A 24,668-nucleotide genomic window follows, 5' to 3' on the forward strand; every position below is an offset into this window, starting at 1 on the left:
CACGTCAAACAATAAAAAAACCTGCCCTCTGGCAGGTTTTTTTATACCTATTATAAAATTTCGAAGGCTTTAACGACTTTAAGCACGCCATGGACATTGCGCGCAATTTCAACCGCGCGATTCGCTTCATCCTGATTGACCAGGCCCATCAGAAAGACTTCACTGTTCTCAGTCACCACCTTAATATTGCCACCATCGATGTGATCGTCTGCAATCAATTTGGTTTTAACTTTGGTGGTCAGCCAGCTGTCGTTAGTTTGTGTGGTGATACCGATATTGCTACCGATCCGCAGCTGGTTGTATATGCGTTTAATGCCCTGAACACTCTGCAGGGTATTGTGTGCCTGTTGCTTCATTTCTGTGGTGCTCACCTGGCCTACCATCAGCACATGGCCGTTGACACTCACCAGGCTGATATTGGCATGGTTTGCCAGAGCAGGAATACGCTTTAGCGCAAGCGTCCCTTTAATTTCGATATTATTATCATCAATTTGTGAACCTAATGTTCGTCTGTCATTAGCTGAAGTCACGGCACCAGCCGTTCCCGCGACTACTGCGGCGGCACAGCCTTGGATCAGCAGTACGGAGCAAAGTATCAGTGCAGGTCGTTTTAACATCTTTTATGCGTCCTGTGGAAAGAGAATATTATCGATTAACTGGCTCAGGCAGTGTACGGTAAACAGGTGGGTTTCAAGAATGCGGCTCGCCCGTTTGCTGGGTACGCGTATTTCTACATCATTTGGCCCCAGCAGGCCAGTCAGCTCTCCGCCATCATCCCCAATCAAGGCGATGACATTCAGGTCATTCGTCAAAGCCGCTTCCACGGCGCTGATCACACTTTTCTCGTGCCCATCGATGGCAACCACAAAAAGCAGGTCATTTTGATTGGAAATAGCACGAACCTGACGGGCAAAATAGTCATAGCCCTGGCTTTCTTCAGTGTTGCTGAGGTTGATTTGGGTCTGGCTCAGGGTTAGTGCTGGCAGGCAAGGACGTTCAGTTTCAAAGTAATTGACCAGCAGGTTGCTAAAGTGATCGGCAATCATGTGGCAGCTTGGCACACCACAACAGATCAGTTTATTGCCGTTGATCAGGCACTGTGCAATGGCATAAGCCGTTGACTCTAATACTTCAGGCAGCGCTTCACCTGCGGCAATTTGTGCCTGAATGCTTTCGGTAAAGATCTCTTTTATTGATTCTTGCATACTAAGTAATATTTCTAATCCATTGGATATCTGGGTTCTTATCGCCTTGAATTGCTACAAAGTCTATTCGTAACGGGACATTGTGCAACGCAGATTGTTGCAGGTAATTATATATACTGCGACGTAATTTTTGTAACTTACTTTGACTCAAAGCCTGCAGTGCACCACCAAAACCACCACCTCGGCGAAATTTTACCTCAACAAAGACCCAGGTATCACCGTCTTTCATGATCAGGTCGATTTCGCCATATCGGCAGAGGTAATTGCGAGTTATGCTTTTAAGACCTTGCTTATGTAAGAAAGTTTCAGCAACCCTTTCATAGTGTTGGCCTTTTTCTCGGCTGTGATTGAATAGGTTGCCAAACATGACTTATTGCTGCGCCTGATAGTCATCATACAGCTGTTTCATAAACAGCGGGGTCGGTGCCCTCTGATCCAGACTGACCAGCCTGATTTGTTTCTTGTGATATTGCGCCCAGCTCAATTGACGGCTGATCCGGTTTGCCGCTTTGATAGTGAGTGCGCCGGTCAGGCCATCAAACTCTTTACCGGGGATTTTGCTCAGCTGTTTAACTTCCGGGATCAAATTGAGCGCATCATAGGCCATGGCAAACAGGCGCTGTTCGATGTCGGATTGTTCAGGCCACAACTGGGTGTGTTGTTCGCGCAAGCTTTGCGACTTAACCGCGCCTGGTAACATCCAGGGGACTTCAGTGAAGAATAGCCCATCGAGATCCCCTTTATCTGTCTTGTCTATCTGTTTGCTGTAACTGCGAGAACTGGCATACAGCGGAATACGATCGGCAAAGGTGCTGACATTTACGTCCAGGTAAGGTTTAAGCAATCGGGTCTCGATGGCATCACCCAGAATGTAAATGGCATCTATATCACGACGTGAGCGCGTTTCACTTTCCAGTTCGCGTCTGAACATACGTTTTATGGTCGCTATCCGTTGCTTTGAGCTGTCAACTTCGAGCAGCTGGCGAACCACCTGGGCCATGTTTTCACTGTCCGAGTACAGCCCGACTTCAGGCTGGGTCTCACTGTATCTTTGCCATTGTGTCTCGAAATGATTGATCAAGCGTTTACCAGACGCCGTATCGGGTGCCAGCAGCATAGGTTTTTGATAGCCCTTGGCCAAAAAGTGCACCATTGCTTGTTCTACTTCGTGCTCGGGATCCAATGCAAAGTAATAGTGGTTGGGGTTGTCTGGCTGTGTTTCAGCATCAAGCGTATTGAGGAACAGGACCGGTGTTGTAGTCAAATAGGTACTAGCGGTGAGCTTCTCAACATTACTTTTCAGTAACGGGCCAATCACGAAATCGGCCTGACTCTGCTGCAGCTCCCTGTCTATTTGTGCTACATCCAGCGTTTCATCAATAAAGAAGATCTCTTCGACCCGGTTATTGTCCATGGCAGCTAAAAACCCATTTTTCAGGGCTCTGCCAAGGCGCTCACTGCTTCCCGAGGCAGGTAATAAAACTGCTAGTCGAGTCACTTCGTATGGAGCCAGGTCCAGTGTGGCTTTCACTTTCGTCGGAATAATTTCACTACCCGGGTGATTGGTATAGCGACGTTGCCAGTTATTCAGCGCCTGATGAAGCTGCACCGTCGACCCCAGGTAGATTTGATGATATTTGGCCAGTTTAACCCAGCCTTGTTGTACGACCGTTCCGCGATCAAATCGCTCTAACGCGTATGAAGACAGCTGTTGTAGTGCCTGCCAGATATCCTGATTCAGCCCGGCAATGTTTAACTGATGTTTGTTGGCCAGGTCTGCACTGTTGAAGTAATGGACCAGAGCTTTTTTGGGAAGCTGTTGAGCGGCATACACACTCCCCATCAGATACTGATGCCAGGCCTGATGCTCTGGCAGTTTTAATTTACTTTCTAAGGTTTGTAATAAGGCCAGCGCACTGCTGTATTTTTGCTGTTGCTGTCGGGCCAATGCGGTATAAAGCTTGTTTTGTACATGGTCGACACTAGCCTTGCTTTCGAGTTCACTACAGGCCTGTTCCAGAATGGGCCAGTTTTGCTCCTCAATGGCAGCCTGTCTTGCCAGATACAGCAACTGAATTTTACTTGCGCCTTGTTTACGATTGGCTTTATCAAACAAACCCTGCGCATCCAGTAGTTCGGCTGGTGCGGTGGTGGTTGCCGCTAATGTCTGTTTGTCTTGTGTTGATGGCGTTTTAGGGGTTGTGCCGCAGGCCGATAACCCCGACAATACCGCAATCACTAGACTTATATTTTTCAGTCGCACTCGCAAACCTATACTCATACCTTTTGTTTGTGGATATCTTACTGACTGACCCTGGAGAGCTCAATGACAAATGCCGAAATCTCAGACAAAATTGGCACCCTGTATATCGTTGCCACACCCATAGGTAATTTAGAAGACATCAGTGAACGTGCGCTGAAAGTGCTGGCAGAAGTCGACTTAGTGGCAGCCGAGGACACCCGTCACACAGGTAAATTATTGAGCCATTTCAGCATAAAAGCAAAAACCTTTGCGCTGCACGACCACAACGAAAAACAAAAAGCGCAGCAGATCCTGACTTGGCTGGAGCAGGGCATGGACATCGCGCTGGTATCCGATGCCGGCACGCCGCTGATCAGCGACCCAGGCTATGCGGTGGTGAACTTATGTCGTGAAGCGGGCGCTCGGGTCACCCCTGTGCCTGGTGCCTGTGCCGCAATTGCCGCGGTAAGCTGCTCAGGGTTACCAACCGACCGCTTTCAGTTTATCGGTTTTACACCGGCTAAAAGTCAGGCTCGCCAGAGCTTTTTTAAAGAAGCGCACGAATCTGGCATTACCAGCATTATGTATGAAAGCACCCACCGCATTATGGCCAGCCTGGCTGACTTGCAAACGGCACTGGGTGAGCAGCAGCAGGTGGTGTTCGCTAAAGAGCTGACCAAAACCTATGAAACCTTTTTCAGTGGGCCTGTCTGTGAGCTGATCGCGTTTCTTGAAAACGAACCCGAACGCCAGCGTGGTGAGCTGGTGCTGATGCTGCCAGGCAAAACCCAGGTCAGCAGCGAAATGACGCCTGAAGCCAAACAATTGATCGGCTTGCTGGAAGGGGAAATGCCGCTGAAAAAAGCCTGTGGCATTGCCGCAGAGTACTTCGGATTGAAGAAAAACGCCCTGTATAAAGCCATCATCGCCGAGCGTGAAGGGGAATAAACGCAAATTAATGCTGCGTTTTATGGCAAAGGTGCGTATAATCGCCCGCCTGAGTCAGCCGGATAATCGCTGCCTGTGACGAAAATGATCAGGGGGAGGAAAGTCCGGGCTCCATTGGGCAGGGTGCCAGCTAACGGCTGGGGGGCGTGAGCCTACGACAAGTGCAGCAGAGAGAAGACCGCCTAAGTTCTTCGGAACCGGTAAGGGTGAAAGGGTGCGGTAAGAGCGCACCGGGCCACTGGTAACAGTTGGTTGCAAGGTAAACTCCACCCGGAGCAAGACCAAATAGGGTTCCTTATGGTGTGGCCCGCATCGGAACCGGGTAGGTTGCTCGAGCTTGGGAGCGATCCCAAGCCTAGACGAATGATTATCGATCTCCCTCGGGAGAGAACAGAACCCGGCTTACAGGCTGACTCACCCTATTTTACATTAGCAAACGCTTGTTTTTGCAAGCGTTTGCTAACCTACTTTGAAAACCTATCTCATACTTTCACGCCTTAGCTACGCAATACGTTACATGACAAATGTGCTTGTATATATCTCATTGATTTATTCCTGTTAATTTTGGCTTTTTGGCATACTCAGGGCACTAAGAGCTAATGAGAAATGTCTACACTTCCTCATTGTATCCATATTTAAATCTCATTTTTGTGAGATAAATCCATATCTTAAGCTGTATTTGCCGACTAGATAGAGGGGTATGAATACTATAATGCGGAACAAACTGTACCTGGCATTGCTGACTGTGGGGACTAGTTTCCCTAGTTTTGCTCAGACAACTCTGGCCCCATTGACAATAGAAGTTGATGAAAATACTAAAACGAACACAACCATTGGTACTGTTCGTTTTCTTGATGGCGTATCAGATAAAACGGTGCGCTTAGAAGTTGGCACAACTGATATCAAAAACTGGATAACAAACGGTGAAGTGTTTGAGCCCATCTCATTTTCATCGACCTTTACCCAAGCGCCTATTGTTTTTGGCCAGATCCAGTCTAACAGTGATTATACGGTAGAGTATGAAGTAAATACCTACTCTTATAATGGCGTTGAAGATAAAAACCACAGCGACCTGTTAATGCGTCATCGTTTAAACAATGTGACGGCCTCAGGTTTTGAAGCGGTTCTTGAGTCACAGTTAGACAAAAAAGGCACTAGTGTTATCCAAAATTTCACCAATACAGGTGCAGGTGAAAAATTAGGGTGGATCGCATTTGCTGAACCTGTTTCAGGCTTTTGGAATGACAAACCAATCGATGTGTCAAGCACAGGCACAACGGTTACTCACAATACTCATGGTCATGCGTTCAGCGTGCCAATGACAGACACCCCGGTCATTCTAACTTCTTTATCTACATACAATGGTACTTCTCAAAGTGGCGTTGCAATTGAAGAATTATCTGCAGACAAAGTCAAAGTTCATATTGATAACCTTGATGATGCAGCGCACGTGGCGGAAAACGTCAACGTATTTGCGTTACAAGGCACGGGTTTATTAGTTACAGAAGCGAGTGCCATCGTTGGTGAAACGGGCGTGATCACAGTTTCTGATACTGACATCGAAAACCCATTCTCCATTACATTCTCAAAATCTTACAGAGAGCCAGTTGTATTCGTACAAGCTGTGGGTAAAGACAAAGAGATCTTCGACGCGGCAGTGCGTATAAACTACATCGCGCCAATGATGTTACAAGGTTATTTGCATTCAGATAACGAAAACCTTGTGCCAAATCGTTTTGGCGAATTTGAATTGCATTATCAAATTTTCGAAGCCGGTCGCTGGGATATCCCACTAGAACAGTACACCTATTCAATTGTTGCTGGTAACGATGCTGGTGTTTTCTCCGTTGATCCAGTTAAAGGTAACATCAAAGTTGCTGACCAAGCACAACTAGATTACGAATTAGGTAACAACCAATATGTGATCACAGTTCGTGTCACTGATGGCGCAGGCAATAATTATGATTCACAAGTAACTATCAACGTTAATGACATCAATGATTCATTAAACAACAACGCACAATCTATTGACGGTTTAGAAGCAGCCGATTGGGCGGGTTGGGCAGTGGCGCCAGCAGGTGACGTCAACGGTGACGGTTTTGACGACATCATCGTAGGTGCGCCTCAAACTGATGTTCGTGATGGTGACGGTGTGCTTATCACAGAAGACAATGGTGCGGCTTATGTACTATTTAGTGATGAAACAGGCACCTTCCCAACGTTAACTCAAGTTCAAGGCGGTACGCGCGGTTTTGGTATCCTTGGTGCACAAGCTGGCGATAATGCAGGCTTTTCTGTTGCTGGTGGCGTTGATATCAACGGCGACGGTTTATCAGATGTTGTTGTTGGTGCACCATATGCTGGCACTAATGGCGATAATTCCGGTTCTACTTATGTCGTATTTGGTAAATCAGATACTAACTATGTGCCGCTTCAATATTTAAACGATGGCAGCAGCGATAAAGGTTTTGCTATTCATGGTGCTTACACTCAAGACTACTCAGGTGGTTCTTTAGTTGTTGGTGATGTAAACGGTGACGGCCTGGGTGATATTGTTATCGGTGAAACAGTCACTCGTTTCTTAGCGGGTACAGGTTCTTTTGCATTAAGAAATTTATTAGAAGACGGCGCCGCTGATCCAAACCTGGCGTATGTTGTTTACGGTAAAAAAGATAAAAGCGTTGTTCAGTTAGCCAACGTTGCAACAGACTACAATACACAAGGTTTTGCCATTACTCGTCCTAACAGAAAGCTATTCAGCGACTGGCATTACGGCGCGCAAGTATTACCAACGGGTGACTTTAACAGTGATGGTTTAACAGATTTCATCGTGAGCAACGGCTTATACGTTGATACAGCGGGCACAAGCTATGTTGTATATGGCCGTATCGGTGGCGAAGCGATTAAATACAACAACATTTACAAAGACGAACACGGTATTAAGATCACGCCAGAAGGTTCAAACAATTACGGTTTCGACTTCGGTAATGCCACTCTTAATGCTTTGCCATCTTTTACTACTTCTCATGTAGGTGACGTAAACGCCGATGGTGTTGACGATATCGCGTTATTATTGACAGACACAGGGTGTTGCTCGGGTATTGATCACCCTCGAGCATACATCTTATTCGGCGGTGTTGACGTTGCTGATGAAATCAATCTAGCGGATATTGCTAATGGCAATGGCGGTTTTGTTATTCACAACGATGCGTCAAATATCGACCACGGTGACTTACAAGTTATTTTGGGTTCAATCGGTGGTGCAGGTGACTTAAATGGCGACGGCTTTGATGACATCATCATCGGTGACCCGTTTGCAGAGGACAACAAGGGTCGCGTATACGTAGTTTATGGCCGCGCAGGTACAGAGCCTGTTTATCTTAGTGAGATCATTGAAACCCAACAAGGCTTTTACTCTGAAGGTAATGGTGGCGAGCAACTTGGGCAATTCATTGCAAGTGCTGGTGACATTAACGGCGACGGTATCAAAGACATTCAATTTGGTACGCCTTCTGCGAACAAAAACAACCAAGAAAACACAGGTGCTGTGTACGTTCTAAATGGTGACGGCAAGTTAGTAACGCTTTGGGGGACTGACGGTAACGACACAATCACAGGTACTGCGTCTGCAGATAATATTGCCACAGGTACAGGTGACGACGTCATTCGAACTAACGGTGGCACTGATGCTGTTCACGCAGGTCCTGGTGAAGATACCATTTACATTTCTGACAACACCTTCACACGCATCGACGGTGGCGGTAATACTGATACGCTCATCTTTGATGGCTCAGGCATTAACCTAGACCTTGCAACACAAGCCTCACGTGTACGTAATATTGAAGTATTTGATATCCGTGGTTCAGGTGCTAACTCAATTACGCTTAATAAGAGCGTGAGTAGTAACTCAAACTTACGAATTTTAGGTGACAACGACGACTATGTTGGTGCAGCAAATAACCAATGGGTTGATTCTGGTTCAACACAAGTTATCGATAATATCACTTATAAAGTGTTCACGTCTGGCTCAGCAACCATGTTAGTGCAAGATGGGTTAACCGTTACGGTTAACAACGAACCTACTATCGACCCTCAACAGTTCTCTGTAAGTGAAGCAGCTGCGAGTGGTACAGAAATCGGCACATTAGAGGCAGATCCTAACGATATTGGTGACTATGTAACCTTCCAAATCCTAAGTGGTAACGAAGACGGTGACTTGGTATTAGATGCACAAACGGGTGTGTTAAGCATTAGCGATACGGTTTCTCGTTTAGACTATGAAAACACCTCAACGTACACCTTAGAAGTCATCGTTTACGACCAATACAACACCACTGACACTGCAGAAATCACTGTTGAAGTACTAAACATGGAGTCGATGGAGATCACTTTAGAAGGTGATGTAAGTGGTGAAGGTAGTTACTGGGGCGAAAACACGGTTTTAGATTTGCTTGGCATGAGTGCTCCTGAGTGGGCGTCAACAGAAACTAAGCATACTTGGACTGTGCCAGAAGAAAATCTACCAGATGATCCTGCAATTATTAGAATTGAATCACACGGTAAAATCCATTATGTGGGCGGCATGAACTTATTCGGCGGTTGGGTCGAAGCTGACATTCCTCTTGAGATGGACTTACGATTCCCAGATGAAATAGCTGCTGGTCAGCCAGTTAATTTAGCAACCAAGTTTACCGTTGGTGAAAATGCAAACTTCATGGCGTCTTCTCCTGGTGTGCAAATTTCGGCTGAGTTAATTTTTGAAGACTATTTAATCAAATATGAATCAGCGCTGTTTGAAAAGCTAAATGGTCAAACCAAAATCGATTACGCGTCTTATGAGAAAACGGTTGGTTCAGAATCTTTTGGTGTATACGGTGATAACTGTGCTAACGCGCTTAATCGTGCCGATTGCTATGAGTTGGAATACGGTGTAGAAGTTTTCGATTTAACTCGTAACTTAACTGATGAAGAAATTACGTCTTTGACAGAAAGCTACTTCTACGAGTTATCCGTTGCTGTCGCAACTGAAAACGCAAAAGCCAGAAGTGATGATATTAGCTTTGGTACGAGTGTGGTAAACGGTGTGGAAATTATCGACGCTGTATACGCTCACTTCGGTTTAACTGATGGCGTTGAAATTATCAGCACAGATGTTTCTGATCCGACAGCGACAACCATTGCCTATATTCCGGCGAATGTATCTTATGAGAATATCGCTCTATTTATTAAAAACTTAACTCGTAATTCATTAGCAGAATTACCTTCAAATGCAAGGAAAGCGATTGAAAAAGCGATTGATTTAGACGTAGATAAGTTACGTTTCTTAGCTAGTCACGACTTAGTTGATTGGGTATCAGAAGAGGTCTATTGGGGTTCTAACTGGACCAAGTGGCATGCAGCGGCAGGCATGGAGGCAATGGAAGGTACGTCTGAACAATGTATTGATGGGTATTTCGCACCGACCGGTGAAGATTTATATCGTCGCTACAAATACAGTACGCTTGATACTTTCTTAAGTGCAGCGCTTGATTTAAAACAAGACTTTGAGTTGAACATTGAATCTAGCGCTATTTTAGTTCTTGAAGATGGTACTGAGATTTACTTTGACCCGGAAGAAGACATTACCTTTACACCTGAGCTAACCCATGACGTTAACAATGATGGCATGATTGACGCAACGTTAACCGTAAATGCAGCATCGAACTTTGTTAATAACAGTAAGATGAGTGCATTCTTTAGAATGCCATTTAAATTGCTTGAGTTTGAATACAACGTGCAAGAAGCGATTTGTTCAGCTGACCAAGTTTATACCATGGGTAACCAAGGTTTGATGTTTGAAAAAGGTTCTTATGGACCATTATTAGACAGCGAGAAAGTGGTTACGGCTGGCGACACAGACTTTGGTGGACCAACGGAAATCACTATTGCACAAAACTCCTTCACTACAGCATTGTCATTCGACTTATGTAGCAACAGTGCAGCGTGTGGTGAACCAGTATTATCATTTGGCAACAATGCGCCAGTTGCGTCTGATGTAACTGTAGCAGGCGAGTATGTCGGCAAATCAATGTTAACTGCATCTTACACTTATGCCGACCATGAAGGTGACTTGGAATCAGGGACTCGTTACCAATGGTATCGTTCTGCTACAGGCAGTAAGGACGATGCACAGGTAATTGATGGTGGACTTTACCAATCATACACCTTGTCATTAGAAGATATTGATAGCTATGTTGCTTTTTGTGTAACGCCAAATGACGGTACGTTATTCGGTGACCCTGAATGTTCTGAGTGGACGTATGTGGAAAGCCCGTTCCATCAAGACTTGTCTATTATGAACAGTTTTGGTCAATCAATTGTGCTGAACGGCACAGATCAGCTTATGGTTCAAACCATGGGTTCAGGTTTTAATCCAAACAGTTCATACACAATTGAAGCATGGGTAAAAGTGAATGCTTTAGACCCTGAGAACAACTCTAACTTGTTTACTTTCTCTGAAGATGCAAATTCTTCAAATGCAGCTATCCGTATTTTGAAAGATGGTACTTTACGAGTAAAAGCTACCAAGTCTGCATACAAGTCAACACAAACGATTACTGTAGGTCAGTGGCAACACTACGCATTAACTTATGATCAACCAACACAAACAGTATCTTTATACTTAGATGGTGAGTTGGTTATTTCAGAAGTGAATGCCGCTAATGACGCCGACGTTCATTTTGTATGGGGTGCAGGTAATGACCGTGTAAGCAAGATGTTCAACGGTCAGATTGACGAAATCCGTGTCTGGAACTACGCAAAATCACAAGATTCTATTGTTGCACATCGTAACTTGGGGGCGTCGTTAAGTGATTCGAGCTTATTGTCTTACTATAGTTTCGATAATGAAGAAAACGGCGAAGTAAAAGACTTAACGGGTGAAAGCACGATGGAGCTGATAAACACACCGACCTTTGAAAAACACAACGCTTACTTTACCTTCGATGGCAATAGTGACTATGTTGAAATCGAGCATGATGATGATCTGAACTTTACCAGTGGCAATAGCTTTACTATCAAAGCGAAGATTTATAAAGCACCGGGTAGTAAAAATAGTAACCGCGTCATTGCAGCTAAAAAAGCATCTGACTCTAATGATGACATCGGTTGGCTATTGCGAATCAATAACTCGAATCGACTTGAGTTCAGGTTCGTCAATGACAGCAATGCAAGCAGGAATATTATTGCATTTAATAGTTCTAAGTATAGCTTGAGTAACTTGGCTGATGGCCGTTGGTACGATGTCGCCGTCGTTGTAGATATGGAAAATAAAAAGTGGAAGGTTTTCGTAAATGGCACATTTGTTAGACAAGCTACTTTATGGGGTATACAAGTAAACAATACATTACCTATTCGTATTGGTGCATATAGCGGCGACGAAACAGTAGTACATAGTTTTAAAGGTTACATCGATGATGTGGCGGTGTGGACACGTGCGTTAACTGAGGACGAAGTTGGTAGTTGTACTGCCGAAATGGTATCAGGCTGTGAAGAAGACCTATTGTTGTTCTATGACTTCGAGCAAGACAGAGCGAACAACGTAGCGAGAGATGAATTTAACGGAACTATCTATGGCGCAGTTGAAGTAGGTAATAACCTTGATGTTAAGTTTACTACGACTGAATATGCTGCTTTTGCTGGCAAGCTTCCAGGCGGTACTGGAGTCACATTCGGATTAGCAGATGCGCCTGCCTTCGGTGACGTAGCCATCGGCGAATACTCTGGTGAATTTATTTATACACCAAATGGCAGTGCAAATGGTGCAAGCGACTCATTTAGTTATTACATTTACAGTAGTGATAACGGTCAAAGCCAGAAGCAGATTGTTACCGTTGATTTTGAATAAGCTCAATAGCGTATAAAAAGTTTGAAGCCGCGATAGTAAAAAGTGTCGCGGCTTTTTTGTTTCGATAATATTTATGAGACCGTTACGCGAAAGGCTATGATTTACTAGGGCCGTTGGTAGGGGGTATTTTTGTACACAATGCGTGCAAAAGTACAGGGGGCAATCGAATGGTGCATGCTGGCTTTTACCGCTATGTACATGCCCGATATCGAGGCCATTTTTTGTGATGGCTATTGAAAAACCACCTTGCCGACTATATCTTCACCACATGAGTTATGAGACATTTGCCAAAGTGCTGCGGTGTTTAGTGCCGTTTTTGCTGTTATGTACGCTACTGAATATGGGTAGTCGTGATGCCGTGGCCGCTGATTGGCAAACTCAACCCGTTTCTGTGGTTGTGTTGTCACAGGCAGTGAGTGCCGAGCCACATACAGCGCCCGACGCGAATGATCTCAGGCATAAGGTCACTGACACTGCACTGATCAAGCATTTGCCTGCACCTGGTACTGAGGTGTCGCATTCACAACCGACAAGCTATCCCGCGCAACTGCCGTCACAGAACCGTTTAACGCATCCTAGTTACTTTCTGCATCCGGACCAGCAGCCGGATTATGATCTACTCTATGCCTTTGCTGACCCCGACTTGTATCGGGTGAGCCAGCAATATATTCATCAACCTTTGACGCGACCCTGGCATCAATGTTCGACTCGTGTACGCACGGGGCTGATCAATGACTGTCAACCCGCCAACTTAACCTATCGAGCAAGACTGACTTATCAGCTGAGCGCCTGATCTCACAACACAAACCGACCGCAAGGTTCGGTCGGATTACAACATGTTTTATCAGGTAAATAGCGAAAGTGTGAGCGGCCAAATGAGGCAGCTCATCGTTAAGTGAGTCAAATTATGAATAGAAGAGCGAACGCTGCGGGTACGGCCTGGCCGGCGCGGCTTAAACGTCTGCTGGTGGTAGCCGTGATCCTGGTGCTGGGTCTGTGTGCGATGCCCAACTTATATCAAAACACCACCCAACTCAGTATCCGTACACTAACATCAGAGCCGGTAGCACCCGGCCCGGACCAGCTTGTGCAGTTGCTGCAAAGTCGCGGCTTTACTGTGGCTGACATAGAGTCGGGCAAACCGACTTTGGTTACACTAACTCCACAGACAGCCTCCGCTGCAGCGCAAGAGGTATTGGCTGAGGCTTTGCGTGGGCAGGCTTCAGTAAAAGTGGTTGAACAAGCTACCGCACCTTACTGGCTGCAACGACTGGGCCTGTCTCCCATTAAACTGGGTCTTGATTTAAACGGCGGTGTACTGTTCGTGCTGAAAGTCGATACCGACAAAGCACTGGAAAAGCACATGGAAAACATTGCGCTGGAGGCCAAAGCGCTGCGGATCCGCGATAAGTTAAAAGGCGTTCGTATTGAGCGCAGTTCGGTTGCTGGTCTTGAGCTGGTGGCACTTCCTCAGGGAGAGGCGGCACTGCATCAGTTGCAGTCGGCATTACTGGATCAGTTTCAGCATCTGAGTGTCAGTACACACCAGCAAGGCAGCTTGTTGCGTGCTTCCTTAAGCTATGATGAAACCGGCAAGGCGGCTTTTGAAAAACAAACGATGACACAAGCGTTGACGACGCTGCGCTCGCGGATTGAAGAGCTGGGTATTACTGAAGCTGTGACGCAGCGTCAGGGCGCGAATTATATTCGCATTGAACTACCCGGGGTGCAGGATCCGGCGGCAGCAAAGCGGATCATCGGTGCTACGGCACAGTTGTCTTTTCACGCTTTGCAGGAATTCGGTGGCAAGCGCGTTAAAGCTGAACACGGCATGGTGGGGTTAGATCCGCGAGCCATTTTTACCGGGGCCGATATTGATTCGGCGCAGGCTGGCCGGGACGAATACGGAAAGCCTCTGGTACAGCTGTTTCTATCATCCCAGGGCGGCGATAAAATGCTGCGTTTTTCCCGCACGCATGTGGGTCAGCCTATGGCGACTATGTACAGTGAGTACATTGCCGACAGCCGGGGAGAGATCCGCGAAAGCAGTCAGGTGATCTCAGTGGCTACCATCCAGCAGGTGCTGGGGCAGCGCTTCAGCATAACCAATTTAGGGTCGTGGCAAAAAGCGCAGGATCTGGCACTGTTACTGCGGGCTGGCTCCTTAGATGCGCCCCTGACCATAGTAACTGAGCGCACCATAGGGCCGAGTTTGGGTGAGCAGAACATCAGCAGCGGCTTTGCGGCACTGGCACTGGGTCTGTCACTGACGCTGGGTTTTATGTTGCTGTGGTATCGCAAACTGGGCGTTATAGCCTGCGTGGCGCTGGTGGCGAATCTGGTGTGTTTAGTGGGTCTGATGTCTTTGTTACCCGGTGTAGTGCTCACTTTGCCGGGGATTGCGGGTCTGGTCCTGACCATTGGTATGGCAGTCGATACCAATGTGATTATCTTTGAGCGGATCAAAGAAGAAAGGCGCCAGGGAAACAGTATGCGCGTGGCGTTGCAACGTGGTTATCAGCAAGCGCAAAGCAGCATCATAGATGCCAATCTGACCACCATGATCACTGCACTGGTATTAATGTCCATTGGCTATGGTCCGGTTAAGGGCTTTGCCATCACCCTGGCGCTGGGGATTATGACCAGTATGTTTTGCGGTGTGGTGGTCTCCGGCCAATTGTCTCAGTGGGTCTATCGGACCAAACCGGTAAAAGGAGCCTGATATGCGCGATTTATGGCAAACACTTCGAACCTCAGGCTTAGTGCTGAGTCTGATTGCGATGATACTCAGTTGTGTGCTTATCAGTCAGCGAGGTCTTGAGCTCGGGCAGGATTTTACAGGTGGCTATGTCACAGAATTCCAGCTTGCTCAGGATATACCCGGCGATGAATTACAACACCAACTGGCACGTCATGTGAGCGGAGGGTTTCGTTTATCTGCTCAGGGTGCACTTCACTGGCAAGTATTCCAGCCGCCACATAATGACAGCCCGACGCCACTTAGCTGGCACACTCAGTTGCCCGATAATCTGGGGGGAGAGATCCTCGACAGCCGCTATGTGGGTGCGCAGATAGGCGCTGAGCTCATCGAGCAGGGCGGGCTGGCATTGCTCGTGAGCCTGTTGGCAGTGGGCCTGTATCTGATAGTACGATTTGAATGGCGACTGGCTGTATCGGCAAGTCTGGCCCTGCTACATGACGTGCTTATCACACTGGGCTTTTTCGCTGCGACCGGAATGGAATTTGACCTGACGGTACTGGCCGCCTTACTGGCCATCATTGGCTACTCATTGAATGATTCGATTGTGATTGGCGACAAAGTCAGAGAGCTGGTTCGCGCCCGCCCGGATAGCACCGTGAGCAACACCATTAATGCGGCGTTGGGCAGCACCCTGGGCAGAACCACCATTACTTCATCAACCACGCTAACAACTATAGCGGCATTGTGGTGGCTCGGTGGTGCCAGTTTGCAGGGGTTTGCGAGTGCTTTATTCATTGGGGTGACAGTAGGAACCTGGTCCTCCATTTTTGTCAGCGCAACGTTACCGCAGTGGCTGGGACTGAGTCATCGAAATTATCAGCGTTCGCTCAGTGAAAAAGAACAACAGCAGCTGGCAGAGCCTTAAAAAGCGCGTTATTTAAAGGGCAGAGAAGACTGCCCTTTTGAGTTGCTGCTTACTCCGCCAGCAGCAACTCGACCACTTCTTTGCGGGATGTGAGTTGTTTGATCAACAAGATCTGTTGATCGTTGACGGCTGAAATGCGGATAATGTCGTTTGCCACTGTGGTGATGATCTCAAAATCACCGCTGTGTAGATCGTAAGACCACAATTGTGCATTTTCATTAATCCCATAAAGAGTATTGCCAAATGCCGTAAAGCGCCGCTCGCTGCCCTGATCCAGAAGAGGCTCAATCAGCTCGTCTTCAACCGGGCCGGATCGCCAGAAGCGATCCATGTGATCGGTGTAAACCAGGCTACCGTCAGCGGTTTTGAGCGCCCAGGTGACCTCGCGCTCGTTCAGAACACGTATGGCTGAATCTGTCAGGTTCAGCTCAGCAAACGTGAGTACCCCATTTATTTTGAGCTGGGCAAGTGCTGTCTGAACGCGGCTGTCCCAGTAAAATAATTGCTCTACCGGGTGCGCCAGGGTAATGGCGTGCGCAGTGCCATCCAGTGCAAACTTCACCAGTGCTTTGTCGGCGTTGGTTAAAAGCTCACTGCCATCGGCTGACCAGTGGGTTTCGTATAAAAAGGTGTCCATCGGGAAGTTACTGAGCTGACGGGGGACCTGCCCGTCGCTGAGCCAGATCTGCATTTGTCCGGAACGTGCGGAGTTAAAGGCGAGCAGATCGCCACCCGGCTGGAATATCGCATTGCTTTCTTCTTTGGTGGTGCGTTCGAGGATTGTCGCTTGCGACGTTTGCAGCGAAGCGTCATTGCCAAACGGCATAGCCAAAATATCACTGTCATATTGTCCCTTGATCACCAGCATACGGTGACCGTCGGGATGAAACACCGGGGAGCCCATAGGTTCGTCAACTGGCAGGGTCACGGGGCTGACTTGCCCTTGATAAGTGAGGGTATATAACTGGCGTCCGGTGCTGAAGGCCAGCTGGTTCTCATAGGGCGAAAAATTGGGATAGATGGGCCTGAATCGGGCTATGGTATTTGGATAGTGAATGCGGTGACTGGATACCTGCTCGCCATCGGGCCTCAGCATATCAAGATAATAGTGCTCACCCTCACCAAGGCGCACCACCGCCAGCAAGCCGTCTTTACGGGAATAATCATAGCTAATGATGTCGCCGTCGCTGACCTCATACAGAGGCGCGCTGCTGTTATCTGTCATTGAGTAGCGGATCAGTTTCCAGCGCTCGTCCGTTTTTTGTAGCAGGGCTATGTGCTCGCTGTCTAGCCATTGTGGCTCTCTGATCTGTGAGTTTTTGCATTCCAGTACACGAGTTGGGATTTGCGGTGTTTGCAGCGCTTTATCGAAATCCAGCGTCATCAGGTGATAACAGAGCTTCTGGGTGACGGGCTGCACACAGGTTGAGGTTTGCACGAATGCCAGGGTTTTACCATCGGGTGAAAACTGATGCTGCCCGTTGATATCCAGGTTGTTCGTCAGGCGAAACTCCTGCTGGGTGTCGATGCGCTTTGCCCAGATGCTGTTGCGGCACAGTTCAGTCGAAAAACGATGGAATACGATATATTCGCCGTCGGGCGAGTAAACCCCGGCCACTTCACGATTATCGGTGGCTGTGAGGGGGCGAAATTCGCTGATCGTCAGCTGTTCGCTTGAACTTGGCTCAAACAATACAGAAGCCGCGAGACCGACAATAAAAAATGCCGCCGCAAACAGGGCAAATCCGAATTGTGAGCGGGAGCGTATTTGCGCGTGCGCTGGTGTGTGGCTTGATTCGGGGTGACTGTCTTCTGAGTGCTGTGCCGATGCTGCGCTTGGCGGCTGTGCTTGCCAGCGTACATCACATTCCAGGCTATAGCCTTGCTTGGCATGGGTTTTGATAAAATGCTGTTCCTTGCCATCATCACCCAGTGCTTTTCTTAACTGAGCAATGCAGCGTTGCAAAGTATTAGGCGAGACTATGGTGTCCTGCCAAACTGCATCCAGTATTGCGTCCTGACTGATCACCTGCCCCTGTTGCTGAGCCAGCACGGTGAGCACCGACAGCGCTTTGGGCGCTAAGGTTTTGACCTCTTGGTTTACGGTGATTTGGTTACGCGATAAGTCTACAAAAAACTCTCCAACCCAGTATTGCTGTGTCATAACACCCCTAGTGCGCTTGGCGCTTTCTGCATCTGTACCAAAATCTTACACTGAAATTTTATGTAAGGTTTTGATAGTAATGCTTTTTATGGTTTACAGATTAAAGTCAGCGAGAAGTCACTATAAAGCCCAGTTTTAATTTTTGAAACGATTAAGGTGAAGGCTTATCTATCCGCTTACATGGAGAATATATGATGAAGTCTGAATTACCAAAGTTACTTTTTTCTGTTGTTACCCTGCTGCTGTGCAGCAACAGCCATGCTCAAGGTGTGCTGCCCGGATTGAACGGCCCTTATCTGGGCCAAAACCCTCCCGGGCTCACACCCAAAGTGTTTGCCCCTGGCATCGTATCGACACTCGATTGGGGAGATGCGGTGCATTTCGCACCTGATAAAGAAGTGCTTTATGTATCTCGATGGCGGGTGGCCAATGGCCAGCGTGAAACGGCTCATGTGGTATTCAAACGAGTTGCCGAAGGCTGGCAAAAAGTGGTGACTGAGCACACAGGCCGTGCGGCGTATTACAGCCCGGATGGTCAAATGGTGTTTTACGGCAAGCAATATAAAACGCGCACCTCAGACGGATGGTCTGAGATGAAAAAGCTCGGCCCTGCTTTTGATGATATCCCTTTGATGGGGCTTAAAATGTCGCGAAAGGGCACGTTAGTGTTCGACGAGTTTACTCGTGACGGTAATGGCGTACTGAGATACTCAAAATGGGATAAGGGTGAGTGGCAGGCACCAACAGCGTTTAGCACAGCAATCAATACAGGTAAGTGGAATGCCCATCCGTTTATTGCACCTGACGAGTCTTATGTTATGTGGGATGGTGAGCGGGAGCAGGGGTTTGGCAGTTCAGATCTGTATATTAGCTTTCGCCAGCGCGATGGCTCATGGGGTGAAGCGATTAATTTGGGAGCGCGAGTTAATACGGCTGCCGAAGAAGGAGGACCTCAGGTAACACCGGATGGTAAATATCTGTTTTTCAACAGAATGGTTAAGTCTAAGGGGAGAGCAGGTGAAGCACAGTCCGACTTGTTCTGGGTTGATGCAAAAATTATTGATGAGCTCAGGCCCGTTGATTGAGGTCCCGAGCGGTCAGATTTGCACGAACGGTGACGTTCATCGACGGCTAGATTGTCATGGATTTTCGACCTGAAGTAAAAGATATTTGACATGAGTAGAATTTTCAACCAGTATTAGGTCAAATATTTTTTACTTTGAGTTAAGGATGGTAGTCATGACAAGCAATGAAAAATTGAAAGTGCTCAAGGCGCTGCTCGACTCGCTGAGCTTTCGGGATCTGACTTTGAGCTTAGATCTGTTGGTAACCGGTGCTGTAGTCTATTTCTACGCCTCCAGTCTGATGATGGCTACAGCAGAACAGCTCGCCAGTGGGGTTTGGATATCCCAGCTGCTCGTCAAAGTTGTGGGTGTTTCGATTGCTTTGTCTATTGTCAGTCAGCTATTGCTGGAGCTGGTCAGTGATGGCGAAGTCGATCAGTCTATGGATGAACGAGAAAAACAGGTGTCGCTGGTAGGTAATAAATATGCACTTTGGACGCTTCAGGCCGGGGTCTGTTTTGCGATTGGACAATATGCTTTTGAGCAAAACGGTATGGGTATTGCTGAGCGTGCGCCGTTGCCGTTTTTCACGTTACACATCATGGTTGGCGCTTTTTTGCTGGCGGAACTGGTTAATTACGCAACTCAGCTGATCAGAAACCGCATGGTGACATCTTATGGCTGAGTGCACTATCAAAAACCAAATCAGAACCCTGAGGTTTATGGCGGGCGAGATGACGCAGAAAGAGCTGGCTGAGCGTGTTGGCGTGACCCGGCAGACTATTATGGCGATTGAGGCAGCAAAATACTCACCATCACTGGAGGTCGCGTTTAAAATTGCTCAGGTATTTGGCGAGCCGCTGGAATCTGTTTTTCAGTATCAGCATCGTGAGCTGTGAAAAAAGTCGGTACGCGAATAAAATTAGCTAGGTAAAATGGATGGTTTTCTTGGCACCTTAATTGCATTAACAAAATGTAAATAGCGGGCCTGCTTAGTTTGCCGTTGAGAGATGACCCGCCCTAATCTCCACCAATGGAAGGATATCATCAATGAACGCAATTAATGCAAGCGCTGGCGCCAGCGCAGCCAGCCAGGTCTACGCGACACGCGCAACTTACACGGCCGACCAGCAAACCGCTGAGACAACCAAAACTGCAAGTGATACTGTCACGCTTAGTGACAAAGCCAGGCAGGCGGAAAACAAGTGGCAAGAACTTGCAGCCAACTATGATGTACACAATATGTCGGCAGGTGAAATGCGCAGTCTGTCACGAGAGCTATTTGATGGCGGCTTTATCGGCACGGGTGAAATGATGGTGATAGGCGCACCGACTGCTATGAATGAAAATCCGCTCAAGAAACACGATTTACTGAACGATATGCGTCATACCTATCAACTATCGTCCGCCATGGGTGGGCACAGCAAAGAGTCCAGTGAGCTGTATCTGAAATCTATCGAAGTGCTCGAAAGATTGGGTAAAACCCGCTCTGATCCCGCGGCTTAACAAAATGGGTGCATAACCGCTGCATGCACCCTGTGTTCAAAGCACTAGTTGATGTACAGAGAGTCACTCCAGTAACCAAACGGAGAGGCCACTGAATTCGCCGAGGCTTTTACCTGACCTGCAGACTGACCGGTGAAATCCCAACCATACAGCCAGCCAGTGACAGTTTCCCCTGCCTGACAGCGATGTAAATTAGAACCGCATCGCGCCTCTCTGAGCGCAGCAGACTTCGACAGGCCATTCATGGTAGCGTTATTTGGATTACCGTAGCCGACTTGCCAGGCATACACAAATAAGTAGCTACCACCATGATTTGTGCTGCCGGTTGAGAAGTCACCCGCCAGAATGGTTTGGTCGCCACCTTGCTGTGATCGTACCAGGCCAAATTCAAAGTAGGAGATACCTGTGGCAGGGGCCATAGGTTGAACGTCAAAGCGAGGGTATTGCTTGGTCGTTTCTCTGAATTCCGGCGCCTGTTTTACTAGGTCTGAAGTTGAGAATTCTATACCGTAGTAGTTTTCTGCATTTTTCATAATGCCGTTTTCAATGTCACCGGCCAATGCCGAACCCGACATAACTACAGCCAGACCCAATACAGCGTTTCGCAAATTTTTCATAAAATTGTCCTTTTTAATTAGTGTGTCTGTGACGCAAAGTGCGTCACAGATGTATTGTTTACTTTTTGTGAATCAATTTAAACTTTTATTTTACATTTGTTGTGAAGAGCTTGCTTTGGATCAAGAAGGCTGGGTGTCTAAGTATGCGCGTCAAGACCACAACGGGGTTGTTTATCTGGTATACAGACTTGTTACGTATCTGATAAGGTGACAAATGAGCGGCTATTCAGGTCGTCAGTACAGGACAAAAACAATTAAAAAGGAGTGAATATGCGTCATAAAACACATGCCCGCTGGTTGGGTGGCGTCGCCTTATCGACGATTGCTGCAGCGGTCATTTACGCAAATCATCAACCCACCATTCACGATATAACCCCCATAGTAAAAGTACACGAGAAAAATATTCGTGAACCTGATAAGTCGATGCAGAGCCTGATCCGCGTGAATCCTGCGCGTCAGGTCGATATACTGGCGCGATATGAGCAGGCATTCAAGCAGGTCCAGGCACACAGAGCACAGGAATACTCAGACACCCAGTGGCAAAACCTGGGGCCAGAAATGGTTGGTGGTCGAACCCGGACCCTGGTATTTCACCCGCAAAACCCCGACGTTGTGTTCACTGCCGGGATTTCCGGGGGAATATGGAAGTCTGTGGATGGTGGAGAAAACTGGCAGCCGGTTGCCAATGACCTGCCCAGTATGGCGATAGGTACTCTGGTCTTTGACCCTGCCGACAGTAATCGCCTGTTTGCGGGCAGCGGTGAAGGAGTCTATGTGGGTCGTGGATTCACAAACAGCATCGGCTTTGCCGGTGATGGCATCATGACATCTGAGGATGGGGGCGAGACCTGGTATCAGTTGGAGAGCACCAACAATAATGTCAATTTCCAGTATGTTAACAAGCTCCGTTTTGGAGCCAAAGGTCGCTTGTATGCGGTGACGAATACCGGGATTTGGCTGTCTGATGACAAAGGTGAGCGCTGGCAACTGGCACTGGATCAAAACGAGGTGGTGGGCGGCTGTCTGGAACTGGCGGTGAGCCCATTAAGTGACGAGCAGGATCGTATCCTGGCAAGCTGTGGCAACTTTGGTGAGGGCGGTGCAGTCTATTTGAGTCTGGACTCGGGACTGAGCTGGCAGGCGGTGATTGCAGAGCCCAATCAGGGGCGGACGACTTTGGCCTTTGCACCGTCTGACCCAAACACGGTTTACGCACTGGCTGCGTTTAACGCTCGGGGAGAGATACCCCATGCGCTGCAGGGCTTGTATAAATCTGTGGATGGGGGGGAAAACTGGACGCTGGTCACAGGTCCGCAACACGAAGATATACTGGGCCGGTATGTGCTCTCTAACCCCGCGACACTGAATTGTGACGACCCACAGCGGAGTTTCATTTATGGTCAGGGCTGGTTTGATAATACGCTGACTATAGATCCCACAGATGCGAATGTGATCTGGGTTGGCGCGGTTGAGTTGATGCGCTCCGTAGATGGTGGTCAGAGCTGGCAACAGATGTCGTTTTATTATAGTGGTGAGGCGCTCCCGCATGTGGATCACCATGGACTTTATTTTCATCCCAACTACGATGGGGTCAATGAAACCCGACTATATAACGTCAATGACGGTGGTATTGCCCAGACTGACAATCCCTTTGCATCAGGGGTGAGTGCCTGTGCAGAAGAGCCTGCTGAGATCTCCTGGCGCTCTTTGAACTCAGGTTACAATGTCACTCAGTTTTACCACGGCGATGTATCGGAAGATGGCAGCCGGGTAGTCGGTGGCGCTCAGGACAACGGCAGCTGGATGTATACCCCGGATATGGGATGGCAGGATGTCGGAGCCGGTGATGGTGGTTATGCGTTTTTTATTGATGAAGCACGTACGCTGATGTCCAGTCAGAATGGCACTTTGTTCCTGCGTGAAAACGGAGAAAACCGCTATATACAAAAAGCGGACTATGAAAATGCCCTGTTCATTGCACCGTATGTGGTCGACCCGAATTACTCTGAACGAGTCTGGCTGGGCGGGCAGAGTTTATGGCGTCTGGATGAGCTGGCCGATGGTCAGTTTGAGCGCGCATCTGAGCGGTTTACCGAGGAGTATCGTCGGGGGATCACTGCGCTGGCGGTTAAACCAGGGGACAGCAATACCGTTGTTTACGCACAAACGGACGGCGCGCTGAAACGCCTGACTAATGCGCTGAGCGCAGACAGCACGACCATAGGGCAAGATATCAGTTTCTCTGACACCGCCTATGTGCGCGAATTGCACTATAGCCTGCATAACCCCGCACATATGTATGCGGTCACATCCACATTTGATGAAAAACACATCTGGAAGAGCGAAGACGACGGGACCAGCTGGCGAGCACTCGATGGAGAAGGGGAAGGGGCGTTTCCGGATTTACCGGTACATACCCTGGTTGAGCTCAAAGAAGACCCGGATACCTTGTTCATTGGCACAGATTATGGTGTGTATCACACCGATAATGGCGGCGAGCACTGGCAGCCTTTCATTCACGGGCTGCCCAATGTCGCTGTGTATCGCATGGTATTGAGGCGTATTGAGCACATCAACTATCTTTATGCATTCACATATGGTCGTGGTGTATATCGTATTGCGCTGGATGTACCGAACCAGGCACCACAATGGCGTCAACAGCCTGAGACACTGACTGTCAGGCAGGACGAGCCCATAACGCTAGAATTGATCGAGCTGGTGGTTGACTTGAACGGGGATGACTACCAATTTAGTGCGACTGAGTTACCGCAAGGGTTTGAATTGACACCATGGGGGACTCTGAGCGGGCAGTTTTCCCAACCGGGCGAGTACAAGGTGACCATTGAAGTCAGTGATGGTGAACTCAATCAACCGCTTGAGCTGGAGTTTGATGTTGAAGCATCCAGTGATGGTTCAGGCGATGGCTCAGGCGATGGCTCAGGTGATGGTTCAGGCGATGGTTCAGGCGATGATTCAGGCGATGATTCAGGCGATGGCTCAAGCAGTGACTCGGGTGACGATACGAGCGAAGTCAAACCGGGTGGCAGTAGCGGTATGCTCAGCACGCTGCTAGCTATGATTGGAGGCGCTGCCTGGTTACGCAGAAGAAAAGCCATACGGGGATCTTAACCGGCAAGTCTGTTGCTGCCGACACTCTACCTTGGCACATTAAGTGTTGAGTGTGACTTTGATCAAGCCACCTTAGTCGGGTGGCTTTTTTATGCGTTTTATCAGTGTTTATGCCGATATCAATCTGATTCTTATGCTTTTTTATTATTCATAAAGACATCAGCAAAACATCATGTAATGGCCGGCCCGTTCGTTAACCTTGCTGTATACCAGTGCCAAAAAACAACACGATTTAGTCCGGGAGTTCAGCAATGAAAGCGATGTCAATATTCACTGTATCCT

16 protein-coding genes and 1 other RNA gene are annotated in these 24,668 nt (G+C 47.9%); 11 read left to right on the forward strand and 6 right to left on the reverse strand.

The window, feature by feature from the left end:
- Window positions 1-50 precede the first annotated feature (50 nt).
- The 4 genes from dolP to ACXAH1_RS02040 are packed head-to-tail and all read right to left on the reverse strand — an operon-like array spanning window position 51 to window position 3,468.
- Entirely contained in the window at window positions 51-617 is a 567-nt protein-coding gene (gene dolP, locus ACXAH1_RS02025) for a division/outer membrane stress-associated lipid-binding lipoprotein (RefSeq protein ID WP_054014300.1), read from the reverse strand.
- Window positions 618-620: 3 nt separating this feature from the next.
- Window positions 621-1,205, reverse strand: a complete 585-nt coding sequence (locus ACXAH1_RS02030; RefSeq protein ID WP_138550180.1) for an SIS domain-containing protein — start codon at window positions 1,203-1,205, stop codon at window positions 621-623.
- Window position 1,206: 1 nt separating this feature from the next.
- Window positions 1,207-1,572 (reverse strand): YraN family protein, encoded by a 366-nt coding sequence (locus tag ACXAH1_RS02035; RefSeq protein WP_138550179.1) that lies wholly within the window; start codon window positions 1,570-1,572, stop codon window positions 1,207-1,209.
- A gap of 3 nt (window positions 1,573-1,575) precedes the next feature.
- Complete coding sequence (locus ACXAH1_RS02040) at window positions 1,576-3,468, reverse strand: penicillin-binding protein activator (protein ID WP_475193360.1); 1,893 nt, start codon at window positions 3,466-3,468, stop codon at window positions 1,576-1,578.
- 63 nt (window positions 3,469-3,531) lie between these two features.
- Between ACXAH1_RS02040 and rsmI the strand changes: the two genes are divergently transcribed.
- From rsmI to secF, 6 genes are all read left to right on the forward strand, one after another.
- Complete coding sequence (rsmI, locus tag ACXAH1_RS02045) at window positions 3,532-4,395, forward strand: 16S rRNA (cytidine(1402)-2'-O)-methyltransferase (RefSeq protein ID WP_475193363.1); 864 nt, start codon at window positions 3,532-3,534, stop codon at window positions 4,393-4,395.
- A 50-nt stretch (window positions 4,396-4,445) separates the two neighbouring features.
- Window positions 4,446-4,816: RNase P RNA component class A (gene rnpB / locus ACXAH1_RS02050), an RNA gene on the forward strand.
- Window positions 4,817-5,095: 279 nt separating this feature from the next.
- Window positions 5,096-12,280 carry a LamG-like jellyroll fold domain-containing protein gene (locus ACXAH1_RS02055; RefSeq protein ID WP_475193364.1) on the forward strand — a complete coding sequence of 2,395 codons (7,185 nt, stop codon included), beginning with the start codon at window positions 5,096-5,098 and terminating at the stop codon, window positions 12,278-12,280.
- Window positions 12,281-12,548: 268 nt separating this feature from the next.
- On the forward strand, window positions 12,549-13,073 hold the full coding sequence (locus ACXAH1_RS02060) for a hypothetical protein (RefSeq protein WP_475193366.1): 525 nt from the start codon (window positions 12,549-12,551) through the stop codon (window positions 13,071-13,073).
- Between the two features lie 114 nt (window positions 13,074-13,187).
- Window positions 13,188-15,002, forward strand: coding sequence for a protein translocase subunit SecD (secD, locus tag ACXAH1_RS02065; protein WP_475193367.1), 1,815 nt, complete (start codon window positions 13,188-13,190; stop codon window positions 15,000-15,002).
- Between the two features lies 1 nt (window position 15,003).
- Complete coding sequence (gene secF / locus ACXAH1_RS02070) at window positions 15,004-15,906, forward strand: protein translocase subunit SecF (protein WP_475193370.1); 903 nt, start codon at window positions 15,004-15,006, stop codon at window positions 15,904-15,906.
- 49 nt (window positions 15,907-15,955) lie between these two features.
- Here the strand turns inward: secF and ACXAH1_RS02075 are convergent, their stop codons facing one another.
- Window positions 15,956-18,070, reverse strand: a complete 2,115-nt coding sequence (locus ACXAH1_RS02075) for a winged helix-turn-helix domain-containing protein (RefSeq protein WP_475193371.1) — start codon at window positions 18,068-18,070, stop codon at window positions 15,956-15,958.
- Between the two features lie 191 nt (window positions 18,071-18,261).
- Between ACXAH1_RS02075 and ACXAH1_RS02080 the strand changes: the two genes are divergently transcribed.
- From ACXAH1_RS02080 to ACXAH1_RS02095, 4 genes are all read left to right on the forward strand, one after another.
- Window positions 18,262-19,155 (forward strand): TolB-like translocation protein, encoded by an 894-nt coding sequence (locus tag ACXAH1_RS02080; protein WP_475193373.1) that lies wholly within the window; start codon window positions 18,262-18,264, stop codon window positions 19,153-19,155.
- Window positions 19,156-19,309: 154 nt separating this feature from the next.
- Window positions 19,310-19,819 carry a hypothetical protein gene (locus tag ACXAH1_RS02085; protein WP_475193375.1) on the forward strand — a complete coding sequence of 170 codons (510 nt, stop codon included), beginning with the start codon at window positions 19,310-19,312 and terminating at the stop codon, window positions 19,817-19,819.
- A complete protein-coding gene (locus ACXAH1_RS02090; protein ID WP_054014315.1) occupies window positions 19,812-20,033 on the forward strand; it encodes a helix-turn-helix transcriptional regulator in 222 nt (73 codons plus the stop codon). The genes ACXAH1_RS02085 and ACXAH1_RS02090 overlap by 8 nt, the downstream gene beginning before the upstream one ends.
- 151 nt (window positions 20,034-20,184) lie before the next feature.
- A complete protein-coding gene (locus ACXAH1_RS02095) occupies window positions 20,185-20,640 on the forward strand; it encodes a hypothetical protein (protein WP_475193377.1) in 456 nt (151 codons plus the stop codon).
- A 44-nt stretch (window positions 20,641-20,684) separates the two neighbouring features.
- Here ACXAH1_RS02095 and ACXAH1_RS02100 read toward each other — a convergent pair whose 3' ends face one another.
- Window positions 20,685-21,257, reverse strand: coding sequence for a DUF4879 domain-containing protein (locus ACXAH1_RS02100; RefSeq protein WP_475193379.1), 573 nt, complete (start codon window positions 21,255-21,257; stop codon window positions 20,685-20,687).
- Between the two features lie 270 nt (window positions 21,258-21,527).
- Between ACXAH1_RS02100 and ACXAH1_RS02105 the strand changes: the two genes are divergently transcribed.
- Window positions 21,528-24,386, forward strand: coding sequence for a WD40/YVTN/BNR-like repeat-containing protein (locus ACXAH1_RS02105; RefSeq protein ID WP_475193380.1), 2,859 nt, complete (start codon window positions 21,528-21,530; stop codon window positions 24,384-24,386).
- Window positions 24,387-24,668 lie beyond the last annotated feature (282 nt).

The sequence above is a fragment of the Pseudoalteromonas sp. AWH4_217 genome, assembly GCF_056161105.1.

Coding starts and splice junctions, on each gene's coding strand:
- ACXAH1_RS02060 (WP_475193366.1), top strand. CDS start 12,549: ATGAGTTATGAGACATTTGCCAAAGTGCTGCGGTGTTTAGTGCCGTTT.
- ACXAH1_RS02095 (WP_475193377.1), top strand. CDS start 20,185: ATGAACGCAATTAATGCAAGCGCTGGCGCCAGCGCAGCCAGCCAGGTC.
- secD (WP_475193367.1), top strand. CDS start 13,188: ATGAATAGAAGAGCGAACGCTGCGGGTACGGCCTGGCCGGCGCGGCTT.
- ACXAH1_RS02080 (WP_475193373.1), top strand. CDS start 18,262: ATGATGAAGTCTGAATTACCAAAGTTACTTTTTTCTGTTGTTACCCTG.
- ACXAH1_RS02055 (WP_475193364.1), top strand. CDS start 5,096: ATGAATACTATAATGCGGAACAAACTGTACCTGGCATTGCTGACTGTG.
- ACXAH1_RS02035 (WP_138550179.1), bottom strand. CDS start 1,572: ATGTTTGGCAACCTATTCAATCACAGCCGAGAAAAAGGCCAACACTAT.
- secF (WP_475193370.1), top strand. CDS start 15,004: ATGCGCGATTTATGGCAAACACTTCGAACCTCAGGCTTAGTGCTGAGT.
- ACXAH1_RS02030 (WP_138550180.1), bottom strand. CDS start 1,205: ATGCAAGAATCAATAAAAGAGATCTTTACCGAAAGCATTCAGGCACAA.
- rsmI (WP_475193363.1), top strand. CDS start 3,532: ATGACAAATGCCGAAATCTCAGACAAAATTGGCACCCTGTATATCGTT.
- ACXAH1_RS02105 (WP_475193380.1), top strand. CDS start 21,528: ATGCGTCATAAAACACATGCCCGCTGGTTGGGTGGCGTCGCCTTATCG.
- ACXAH1_RS02090 (WP_054014315.1), top strand. CDS start 19,812: ATGGCTGAGTGCACTATCAAAAACCAAATCAGAACCCTGAGGTTTATG.
- ACXAH1_RS02100 (WP_475193379.1), bottom strand. CDS start 21,257: ATGAAAAATTTGCGAAACGCTGTATTGGGTCTGGCTGTAGTTATGTCG.
- dolP (WP_054014300.1), bottom strand. CDS start 617: ATGTTAAAACGACCTGCACTGATACTTTGCTCCGTACTGCTGATCCAA.
- ACXAH1_RS02075 (WP_475193371.1), bottom strand. CDS start 18,070: ATGACACAGCAATACTGGGTTGGAGAGTTTTTTGTAGACTTATCGCGT.
- ACXAH1_RS02085 (WP_475193375.1), top strand. CDS start 19,310: ATGACAAGCAATGAAAAATTGAAAGTGCTCAAGGCGCTGCTCGACTCG.